The 10699-nt window shown below is 68.6% G+C and carries 9 protein-coding genes; 5 read left to right on the plus strand and 4 right to left on the minus strand.

Annotated elements, in window-relative coordinates; all coding sequences use genetic code 11:
* The first annotated feature begins 46 nt into the window (after nucleotides 1-46).
* Nucleotides 47-880, plus strand: coding sequence for an SDR family oxidoreductase (locus RUH65_RS03900; protein ID WP_313815881.1), 834 nt, complete (start codon nucleotides 47-49; stop codon nucleotides 878-880).
* Nucleotides 881-964: 84 nt separating this feature from the next.
* A complete protein-coding gene (locus tag RUH65_RS03905; protein ID WP_313815882.1) occupies nucleotides 965-2989 on the plus strand; it encodes an FAD-dependent oxidoreductase in 2025 nt (674 codons plus the stop codon).
* 24 nt (nucleotides 2990-3013) lie between these two features.
* Here RUH65_RS03905 and RUH65_RS03910 read toward each other — a convergent pair whose 3' ends face one another.
* Both RUH65_RS03910 and RUH65_RS03915 read right to left on the minus strand, forming a co-directional pair.
* Nucleotides 3014-4372 carry an MFS transporter gene (locus RUH65_RS03910; RefSeq protein ID WP_313815883.1) on the minus strand — a complete coding sequence of 453 codons (1359 nt, stop codon included), beginning with the start codon at nucleotides 4370-4372 and terminating at the stop codon, nucleotides 3014-3016.
* Complete coding sequence (locus RUH65_RS03915) at nucleotides 4369-5487, minus strand: MBL fold metallo-hydrolase (protein WP_313815884.1); 1119 nt, start codon at nucleotides 5485-5487, stop codon at nucleotides 4369-4371. The genes RUH65_RS03910 and RUH65_RS03915 overlap by 4 nt, the downstream gene beginning before the upstream one ends.
* A 137-nt stretch (nucleotides 5488-5624) precedes the next feature.
* Here RUH65_RS03915 and RUH65_RS03920 point away from each other — a divergent pair, with 137 nt between their 5' ends.
* A complete protein-coding gene (locus RUH65_RS03920) occupies nucleotides 5625-6524 on the plus strand; it encodes a LysR family transcriptional regulator (protein WP_313815885.1) in 900 nt (299 codons plus the stop codon).
* Nucleotides 6525-6661: 137 nt separating this feature from the next.
* Here RUH65_RS03920 and RUH65_RS03925 read toward each other — a convergent pair whose 3' ends face one another.
* Nucleotides 6662-7813, minus strand: coding sequence for a ScyD/ScyE family protein (locus tag RUH65_RS03925; RefSeq protein WP_313815886.1), 1152 nt, complete (start codon nucleotides 7811-7813; stop codon nucleotides 6662-6664).
* A 278-nt stretch (nucleotides 7814-8091) separates the two neighbouring features.
* On the opposite strand from RUH65_RS03925, the gene RUH65_RS03930 reads away from it, so the two are divergent.
* Both RUH65_RS03930 and RUH65_RS03935 read left to right on the plus strand, forming a co-directional pair.
* Nucleotides 8092-9048 carry an NADP-dependent oxidoreductase gene (locus tag RUH65_RS03930; RefSeq protein WP_313815887.1) on the plus strand — a complete coding sequence of 319 codons (957 nt, stop codon included), beginning with the start codon at nucleotides 8092-8094 and terminating at the stop codon, nucleotides 9046-9048.
* Between the two features lie 83 nt (nucleotides 9049-9131).
* A complete protein-coding gene (locus RUH65_RS03935; protein ID WP_313815888.1) occupies nucleotides 9132-9566 on the plus strand; it encodes an OsmC family peroxiredoxin in 435 nt (144 codons plus the stop codon).
* Between the two features lie 40 nt (nucleotides 9567-9606).
* Here RUH65_RS03935 and RUH65_RS03940 read toward each other — a convergent pair whose 3' ends face one another.
* Nucleotides 9607-10629 carry an MsnO8 family LLM class oxidoreductase gene (locus tag RUH65_RS03940; RefSeq protein ID WP_313815889.1) on the minus strand — a complete coding sequence of 341 codons (1023 nt, stop codon included), beginning with the start codon at nucleotides 10627-10629 and terminating at the stop codon, nucleotides 9607-9609.
* Nucleotides 10630-10699: the final 70 nt, after the last annotated feature.

A 10699-nucleotide genomic window follows, 5' to 3' on the forward strand; every position in this document is an offset into this window, starting at 1 on the left:
TGGAGGAACACGATGGCAGGCCTGCCACCTTCAAGCTGGTCTCCCGATGATGGCGGCCTGGGCCCCGGCAGAACGTCCGCCGGCCTTCGAGCCCCGGCGGATCATCATCTCCGGTGCGGATTCCGGCATCGGGAAGGCCACCGCCGTCGCGTTGGCCCGAACGGGGCGCCAGGTGGGCCTCACCTGGCATGAGGACCGCAGCGGCGCTGAGTCCACCGCCGCCGAGGTGGAGGCCGCTGGCGCGACGGCCCACGTCCGTCACCTGGATCTGACTGATCCCACCCACGGGACCGCATTGGTGGACGACCTCGCCGAGGCGATGGGCGGGGTGGACACGCTGGTCCTGTGTTCCGGCACCGGTACGGCGACCAGGCTGCTGGACTTAGACCTCAAGACGTGGCAACAGGTGCTGCGAGTGGACCTCGACGGCGCCTTCTGTTGCCTGCAGGCGGCTGCGCGGCGGATGGTGGCCGACGGGATGGCCGGGCGCATCGTCGCCATCACCTCGGTCCATGAGCACGCGCCCCGCGTGGGTGCCGGACCGTACTGTGCTGCCAAAGGCGGGCTGGGTCTGCTGGTCAAGGTGGCGGCCCTGGAGCTGGCGGAGTACGGCATCACGGTGAACGCCGTGGCCCCGGGGGAGATCGCCACCCCGATGACGGGCCAGGAGGATGAGTCGGTGACGCAGGGCAAGCGCCGCCCCGGCATCCCCGTCGCCCGCCCGGGGGATGCCCGGGAGGTGGCGGCGACCGTGGCCTTCCTGTGCGGTCCCGACGCCGGCTATGTCACCGGTGCCTCCTGGGCCGTCGACGGCGGCATGCTCACCATGGGCCCGATGGCCGGATCGCACCTGGACAGCGAGGCCTGGCGCCGACCCTGACACGGTCGAGCCTTTCCCGGCCTGTGGACACGCACGGCGACGGAACCTGACATCCGCGGGGCCAGCGCCCCTACCATGCGGACCATGAAGGTCGTCGTGCTCGGGGCCACCGGAACCATCGGAACTCTCATCACCGCGCGCCTGCGCGAGTTCGGCCACGAGGTTCTCGCCGCCAGCCGCAGTTCCGGGGTGAATGCGGTGACGGGCGAGGGGCTCGAGGCGGCGCTCGCCGGCGCGGACGCCGTGGTGGATGCGCTGAACCGGGAGACCCTGAGCGCGGCCGCGGCGATCGAATACTTCACGACGACGGCCGGCAACATCTGCGCGGCGGCCCGCCGGGCCGGCGTCGGGCGGCTGGTCTGCGTCTCGATCGCGGGGGCGGCCGATCCGGCCGTGAACAAGGCATACGGGTACTACCGTGGCAAGGCGGCTCAGGAGCACGCCTACCGTTCCTCGGGGCTGCCCGTGACCATCATCCATTCGACGCAGTGGTTCCAATTGGTCCCCACCATCCTCCGGCGGACCACCCTGGGACCGGTCGCCATCCTTCCGACGATGCGCATGGCGGCCGTCTCCGCGGCCTCCGTGGCCCGGTTGGTGGCGGACGAGGTGGCCCGGAAGCCGGACGGGCGGGCGGGGCACGAGGTGCGGGAGGTGGCCATCCGCGGACCGGAGGTCGCCACGGCGGCCGACGTGGCGCGGCGGATGCTGGCGGTGCGGGGTTCCCTCGGCGGGAAGAGCCCGAAGAGGATCCTCGAGGTGCCCCTGTTCGGCCGCGCCATCGCCTCGGGCGGGCTCATTCCGGAGGGTGGGATCGTGGACGAGGTCACGCTGGAGCAGTGGCTGGCCGGCACCCGGCCGCACGCCGTCCGGGACGCCTATGACTACGTGATCGTGGGTGCTGGGATGGCCGCCGCCAAGGCCATCGACGGCATCCGCCAGGAGGACCAGGCTGGCAGCATCGGTGTGTTCGGCGAGGACTCCTCCGCCCCGGTGTACCGCCCGGACCTCTCCAAGACTCTGTGGCTGCAGGAGGACGCCCGCCTCGACGAATCCCTCCTGCTTTCCGAGGCGCCCGGTGCCGCGAAGGCCCCGGACGAGCGCACCGAACTGCACCTCGGCACCACGGTGACATCCCTGACCCCGGACGACCGCTCGCTCACCCTCGGCGGCGGGCAACGGGTCCGTTACGGAAAGCTGCTGCTGGCCACCGGGGCCGAACCCCGTCTCACCGGCCTCGAACCCGGCGCGCGAGTCCTCTACTACCGGACCGTGGACGACTACCGGCGGCTGCGCGAGCTCGCCCGGCCCGGGTTCCACGTGGTGGTGGTGGGCGGCGGGTACATCGGCACCGAGCTCGCCGCCGCCCTCACCCAGAACGGGGTCCGGATCACCCTGGTGGTCACCTCCGTCCCGCTGCTGGGCCACCTGTTCCCCGAGTCGCTGGCCCACACGGTGACCCGGGAGTTCAGCGACCGCGGTGTCGAACTCATGCTCGGCCGGCTCGCCGGCGGCTCCACCCGGCGGGCGGGGGTGACGGTCCGTCTCGAGGACGGGACCGAGATCTCGGCGGACGCGGCCGTCGTCGGGGTGGGCGTGTCCCCGCGCACCGAATTGGCCCGGGCCGCCGGGCTCGCGGTGGACGACGGAATTCTGGTGGACGACCACCTGCGCACCGGGGCGCACAGCATCTACGCGGCGGGAGATGTGGCCCGCTACCCGGACCGGCTGCTGGGGGTCCGCCGCGTGGAGCACGCGGCCGCGGCCGAGACCATGGGCACGGTAGCCGGGCGCAACATGGCCGGGGCGGACCGCCCCTACCGCACCACGCCGTTCTTCTGGTCTGATCTGTTCGACTTCGGCTATGAGGCCGTCGGCGAGGTGGACACCCGCCACCGGATGGTCGAGGACTGGGCCGTGGGTGATGACCGCCAACCGGACCACTCCACCGGTGTGGTCTACTACGTCAATCAGATCGGCGCGGTCCGGGGCGTTCTGCTGTGGAACGTCTGGGAGTCGGTGAAACCGGCCCGGAAGCTCATCGAGAGGACGGGGCTCGAGCCGGTCAGGGACCTCGATTCTCTGCGCGGTGAAATCCCGTTCGGGTGAGGGGGCACCCCTCAGACCGTGCGGTCAGAGGAGGTCCTTGCGGCTGGACTCCTTGGTGAGTAGGACGGCAAGCGTGCAGATCGCCAACATCCCGGCCCAGAAGGCTCCGACGAGGATCACCGAACCACCGGCGAGGATCATGAGGCCTGCCGCGATCATCGGGGTGAAGCCGGCACCGACGACGGAGGCGCCCTGGTACGCCAGAGACGCTCCGGTGTACCGCACCTTTCCCGGGAACTGTTCTGCGACGAAGGCGCCGATCGGTCCGTAGAGCAGGCCCTGCACGAGTCCATTGCCGAGGATCATGGCGAGGGCGAAGCTCCACATGGTTCCGGCGGTGAGCAGTAAGACGAGCGGGTAGGCCGAGACGATGCCGACCACCCCGGCGATGGTCAGCATCCGCCGACGTCCGATGCGGTCCGACATGCGTGCGGCCCAGAAGGTGACGACGAGCGTGAGGGCGGCTGCAGCGGCCTTCCAGTTCAAGACGGCTGACCGGTCCAGGCCCTGCTCGACCGCCACGGAGACGCCCCACACCGTGAGGATCGCCTGGCAGACGTAGAATCCCATGGCCGCGGCCAAAGCCAGGACCACGGCGCGCCAGTGATTCTGGATGACCTCCACGATGGGCAGCTTGCGCTCCTCACTCTCCTCCGAGAGCTTCTGGAAGACCGGTGATTCGGAAACCTTGAGGCGGATCACCATGCCCACGAGGATCAATACTGCTGACAGCAGGAAAGGAATCCGCCATCCCCACGCAAGGAACTGGTCACCGGTGGCCGCCGAGACGGCAGACACCACCAGCGTCGCCATGATGGCGCCGGCTGGACCTCCCGCATTGGCGAAGGACGTAGCGAACCCACGGGATTTCTTCGGAGCATGCTCCAACGCCATGAGGGCGGCACCGCCCCACTCTCCTCCGACCGCCACACCCTGGATCACGCGCAGGGAGATCAGGATGACAGGTGCCGCGATGCCGATGGTGGCCGTGGTCGGCAGCAGTCCGATGAGTACGGTCGCCCCACCCATGATCATCATGGACAAGACCAGCATCTTCTTGCGCCCGATGCGGTCACCGTAGTGGCCGAACACCAACCCGCCGAGCGGCCGCGCCAGGTAGCCGGCCGCCAGGGTCCCGAACGAGGCGAACATGGCGACGGCCGGATCCAGGCCGTTGAAGAACACTTGGTTGAAGACGACAGATGCGGCGGTGGCGTAGAGGATGAAGTCGTAATACTCGATGGCCGTGCCGATGAAGCTAGAAGAGAGGATCCGGCGCATGTCCTTGTCGTTCAAGGACGTCGCCGTGGTCACTGTCCTCTCGGGCCCGCTGCTGGAATGATCGGACGGGGTGAACGGTGTGGGTGCGGTGGTCTCGCTCATGGAATCATCACGTCCTGACGCGTCTCTGCAGCGGCCGGAAGGCCAACTCCGGCGGTGGATGGGGCTGCGTGGTGAGAGGGCCCGAAGGGGATGACCTGAAGATCGTCAGGGACATGGAAGGGGCCGTTGAAGAGTGCTTCGCCACGCTCCCAGACGGACCGGTCCGCCGTACCGGGGACCAGGTGATGCAGGGCCAACTGGCCGGCTCCGGCGGCCGTCGCGATCCGGGCCGCACCCTCGACGGATGTGTGGGACTTGTAGTGGTGGTCACGTGAGGCGCGGGAGGCCTCATCGGCCTTGTCCGCGTACATCGACTCTACGAATCCGAAGTCGATGGCCTCGTGCAGCAACAGGTCGGTGCCCTGGGCCAATCGGACCATGTTCGCTGTCTCTGCTGTGTCACCGGAGAACGTCACCGACCCTTCCGCCGTCTCGAAACGGAAGCCGAAGGCCGGTGCGACCGGCGGATGCTCCACAAGGATGGCACTCACCGTGACGTACTCGTCCCGGTAGATGACGAAGGGATCCATCTCCGGTGTGGGGCGGTCGTTCGGGTGATAGTCGAGGCCCTCGGGGAGTTCGATGTCCTCGACGTCGAAGAGGTCCAAGGGATTGGGCCGCAGGCTGTCGAGGATGCGGTCATTGAGATCAGTGGCATGAGCGTTCATCAGGGTCCTGAACATGTCTCGCGTGCCCGGAGTGGGGTTCTCCGGGTTCAGCGGCTGCGGCTGCCGGACGGCGCGGGGCGAGACATCCGGCAGCATGCCGCGATTACCGGGGCCCATGATCTTGACCGGGCGGTCCTGGCGGTCGAGCATTTCGTAGAGACCGAACAGCGCCAGGCTGCCGAGGTCGACGGTGTGGTCGGAATGCAGATGGGTGATGAACACCCCGCGCAAGTCGCCCATAGTCAACCCAGCCTCGTTGAGACGCCGGCCCACGCCGTGGCCACAGTCGACGAGATAAAACCCGTCTCCCACCACGACCGCTGTGGAGATGCCACACCGCTGTTGGGCTTTGCCGCGAGTCCACCACCGAGGGCCTCCCGCCGTGCCCAGGGTGATGATGTGCGGATTGAGTGCAGACTCTGCGGATGCAGGCATAGGTGTTCGCATGCCGGATGTCCTTCCATCGCCCTTCTCGAGAGAGGGGCGGCCAAATCGTAGAGTTTCTAAACCGTTGTGTTCCAGCATGATCCACATCACATCATCCACCAAGCTTGTATATTTGATGATGGATATCAGAGGAGTTGATGATGGATCTGACGTTGCGCCAGATGGAGTACTTCCTGGCAGCCCTGGACACGGGTTCCATGACCAAGGCGGCCAAGCGCTGCCACGCGTCCCAATCAGCCACATCCATGGCTGTCGCCCAATTGGAGAGGTCACTCGGCGCCCCGTTGTTCCTGCGGAGCCATGGCACTTCCCTGGTTCCGACGCCCGTGGCCCTGGCCTTCGCAGGACACGCTCGAACGTGCGTGGAGGCGGCCGAGTCGGCTCAAGCTGCCGCCACGGACACGTTGCAGGAGCTCTCCGGGAGACTGCGCGTGGGATGTCTCCATTCCCTCGCCAAGCTGGTCTTGCCGCCTCTGGCTCAGCTCTGCGATGAGCGGTATCCGCAGGTGGAACTGCAGCTGGTGGAGGGCTCCGCCGTGTGGCTCCAGGAGGAGTTGCGTGCGGGCAGGTTCGATCTGGCCGTGGTGTACTCACTCCAGGTGGGGGCGGATCTCTCGATGACGCCCCTGCGGGAGGTCCGGCTTCACGCCGTCCTGCCGGCCAGTCATCCCGCAGCCCAGGCAGAATCCGTTGACTGGGGTCAGATCGCTGCTGAACCGGCGATCCTGCTGGATGGTCCCCCGGTGGTGGAACGGATCGTGGCTCAGGCTCACCGATTGGGGTTGGAGCTGAACATCCGGTGGACGCTGTCCTCCATGGAGACCATTCGATCCTTGGTGGCCCGCGGCCTCGGATACTCCCTGACAAATACACCACCCGCCAATGCGACCACGGTGGACGGTCTCGAGGTGGTGTACAAGCCGCTTTCCAATGACTTGCTGCCCAATCACCTGTGCGCTTTGCACGCTCCAGGGGCGGAACGGCTGCGCAAGGTCAGGGCTGTCATGGAACTGATCAAGGAGGCGACCCGGGCGTAGGGGCCTAGGGTTGTCCGTTGTGGCTCCGGCGGGAGTGGTACCTGGTGCCAGCGGTACACCGCGCCAGCGCGGCCCGCCGCTGGGTCGGGCTCTGCGGGTCTGGACCCGCGCAACCCGGCCCAGTCGACGAAGTCGGATCAGCCGCGCCCCCTTTTCCGCTCGAATGTCACCAGGGCGCCGTCACCTAAGGTGCCCGTGGTGGCATAGAGCGTGGAGCCGCCGAAGGACACGTCTGCGGGTGACTCCGCCGCGAAGAGCGTCTTGGCCGATGTGCTGCCCTTCCTGATGAGGGAGACCTCCCCGCCGAACATCTCGGCCACCACGATGTCCCCGTTCCGGTCCACATCCAGGCCGGTGGTGCCGTGCATGCCGCTGGCCACGGTCCGGGCCTTCCCTGACCAAGGATTGACCCTGTACACCGTGCTGATCGGCACCATCTCTCCGGCGCTGCCCTGGAGCGTGGAGACGTAGAGGTTCCCATCGCGTCCGACCCGCACGTCCGTGGGCACCGGTTCAACGGTGTAGTCCGCCCCGACGACGCAGTCCGGCAGGGCCAAGCCCGATTCCGGGGCACCCAGTTGAGCATCGAAGCCGGCCTTCAGTTCCGGCGTCATCGTGATGGTGGTGGTGGGGAGCACGGCCACGGTGGAGATGCGCCGGGTCTTCAGATCGACCTTGAGGATCGCGTTCGCGGCGGCGTCGGCCACATAGGCGGTGTTGCCGTGGACATCGAGCTGGTAGGCGTGGGACTCCACGATGCCCCGGTAGCGATTGAGGGGCAGACCGGTGGCCTCCTCGAGTACCGCCACCTCGGCGGCACAGCTGGCGTCCAGCCCGCGGAGCCCGTACGTCTGCCGACGATCGGGATTGTTGCGGTTCTCGTAGGCGATGAAGTCCCGGCTGACCACCGTCCGCTTTCCGCGCTCGGAGGTCCTGACGAGATGACTGGTGGGACCGCGACCGAGATCAGACTCGAGGTGGAAGGTCGAGCCCTTCGACACGTCGATGCCGACCAGTTCGTTGCCCAGCTCTTCACTGACGGGAGGCCGCATCTGGTGGATGGTGGTCACAGTCCCTCGTCTGCTGACCTTGGACAGGGTGCCCGTGAAGCTCTGGGTGACGTAGGCCGAACCGTGGTGCCCGGCTGCGACGGACAGGGGGCCGACGAGGCCCTGCGCCACCGTCTCAGGAGCGGGTGGAGTGGGCGGATGGGCCTGGGCGGGTGCTGCGGTGAGGGTGACGGCGAGGGCCAGACAACTGGCCGCGGCTGCCGCACGGGACGTGCGCATGGGGGTCCTCCGAAGGGTGAAACGGCTGCGAGTGGACCGTCCCGGGCGGGACGGGCCAGTGCCTGCGCGCGGAGCCGGGGGAGGCCTTCAGTGCGCGGGAACAGCAGGAGAGTATGGCCGAGAAGGCAGGCCGGTCCATCCCCGGCCACCGCCCGGAAATCTGCCGCCGGACCGGCCCCGGTCCGGCGGCAGCAACAGACCATGTCAGGTGATGTCAAGCTCTCGAATGCCCGCATTCCGTGGACATTTGGTGCCGGACTACCTGGTTAGATGACCGCATGCGAGCTTTCGGATACACGGAGTACGGCGGTCCTGAGGTCATGCACCACCTCGAGATGGAGGACCCGACGCCCGGTGAGGGGCAGGTGCTGATCCGCCTGGCCGCGGCTGGCGTGAACCCGGCGGACATCAAGGTGCGCTCTGGATTGCGCCGGGATCGGATCGAGGTCCGGTTCCCCATGGCCATGGGCCGCGAGGCGGCCGGGGAGGTGCTCGACGTCGGCCCCGGGGTCACCGGGCTCCGTCCCGGAGACGCGGTGTTCGGCTCGACGGCGGCCGGGACCGGTGCGTTTGCCGAACAGGTCCTGCTCAGTGCGGCCGGCACGGCACTGCGGCCCGAGGCGGTGTCCGCGGAGCAGGCGGCCTCCCTGCCGGTGTCCGTGTGCACCGCGTTCGACGCCCTGGACGAGCTCGATCTTCCCCAGGGTGCCACGCTCGTGGTGCTCGGCGCTGGGGGCGGTGTGGGAACGGCTGCTTGCGGCTTGGCCCGGGACCGCGGACTGACTGTGCTGGGCGTGGCCTCGGAATCCAAGCGGCCGATCGTCGAGGAACTGGGCGCGCGACATGTGGTCAAGGGGAACGGCTGGACCGAGCGGGTGAGGGCCCTGACCCCGGACGGGGTGGACGGCGTGATCGACACCGTGGGTGGTGAGACCCTGCGCGAGGCAGCCGGACTCGTTGAGGCCGGCCCGAACCGTTCGGGCGTGCTGCCGCTGCGCAGTGTGGCCGACTACGACCTGGCTCGGGAGCTCGGAGGTGCGCCCGTCACCCGCCGCCGCACCACCGCGGTCTACTCGCAGGTCGCCGAGCTCGTGGCCGCTGGTCATTTCACCCCCGTGGCCTCCGCCGTCTATCCGTTTTCGGACGCGGCGGAGGCGGTGGCCGCCGTCGAATCCGGCAGCCCCGTGGGCAATGTGGTGGTGAGTGGGGTGGAGAGCGCAGACCATCGGCCCTGACAGAATCCGGTCATCGTGGATACGGTAGCCGTGGTGGCCTGAGTGCCACCGTGAGAAGTCCCCGACGTCACAGGAGGAACACCATGCCCCGTCCGATCGTCAGCAAGGCCAGCACCCAGTGGGACGGTGACCTGTTCACCGGTTCCGGGACCACCGCCCTCGAGACGTCCAAGGCCGCCACCTTTGACGTGAATTGGAAGGCCCGGGCCGAGGAGGCCGGAGCCACCACGAGCCCCGAGGAATTGCTCGCCGCCGCCCACTCCACCTGCTACACCATGCAGTTCTCCAACATGCTCAAGGAGAACGGAACCGCCCCCACCCACCTGGAGACCACCGCGGACGTCACCTTCGAGGCCGGCGTCGGCATCACCGGGATCGTGCTCGTGGTCAAGGGACAGGTCGAGGGGATCTCCACCGAGGACTTCGTGAAGATCGCGGACCAGGCCAAGGACCAGTGCCCGGTGTCCCAGGCGCTCGCCGGCGTCAAGGACATCACCGTGGACGCCACCCTGGTCTGAGGCCAGGCCAGCGGGGTCTGAGACGCGGTGGGTCACCTTCTCAGGTGAACAACTCCGCCACGAGTTCGTCCGAGCGGCGCTGGCCGGCCGGATCGCTCATGCCGCCGGTCGCCAGCAGTTCATCGGCGCCCGTGAAGTCCACCAGGGATCGGACTGCCTCGTGCACCTCGTCCGGGGTGCCGTGGATCCCGGAGGCGAGGTTCTCCCCCACCCGCCGCCGGTCGCGGTCGGTGACGGAACCGGCGTCGCCGCGCAGCCTCGCCCGGATGCCCGCGACGGGCTCCAGGGCGCGGAACTCTCCCTTCACCCTGGACTGGGCCAGCGCCCAGGCCTCGGGCAGCGCGAGGTCCCGCGCCGCCTCGCGGGTCTCCGCCACGGCGAGGTTCACCGAGACGATCACCGAGGGCTCGGCGAACCATGGCGAGGGGCGGAAGTCGCGGCGATAGCGGGCGAGGCCCTCATGCCCTGCCTCGCCGTCGCGCTGGAACAGGGAAGGCCCGCCCACGACGACGGCCAGACCGGCCTCCGCGGCCCAGCGCAGTCCCTGCCCGGTCGCGAGGACGAACACCGGGGTGGCGGCATGGTCCTGCGGGCGTGCGGTGAACGGGCCGGTGCTGCCGAGGAACCCCAGCAGTTCGGTGAGGTCCTCGGGAAACCGCTGCGCGGCCTCCTTGTCCCGGCGCAGCGCCGACCGGACGGCCGGGGTGAATCCCACCGAGCGGCCCAGTCCGAGGTCGATGCGCCCGGGGAACAAGGCCTGCAGGGTGGCGGTCTGTTCGGCCACGACCAGCGGCTGGTGGTTCGGCAGCATGACCCCGCCGGAGCCCACCCGGATCCGGTCCGTGGCCCCGGCGATGGCGGACATGAGCAGGGTCGGGGAGGAGCCGGCGATGCCGGGCACGCCGTGGTGCTCGGCCACCCAGAACCGGGAGTATCCCAGCTGCTCCGCCCGTTGGGCCCGGGCGATGACCCCGGTGAGCACCTCGGACTCGGTGGCCCCCTCGATCGCGTTGGCGCGGTCGAGGACGGACACGGGCAGGCTGGTGGCGGGGTGCGATGTCATGTCCGGCATAACGGGATCGTCGCACGGAATATTGCCGGAACCGGCGAGACCGCCGGCCCGCGGTGGGACC

The sequence above is a fragment of the Citricoccus sp. genome (assembly GCF_032154715.1).
Taxonomy (GTDB): domain Bacteria; phylum Actinomycetota; class Actinomycetes; order Actinomycetales; family Micrococcaceae; genus Citricoccus.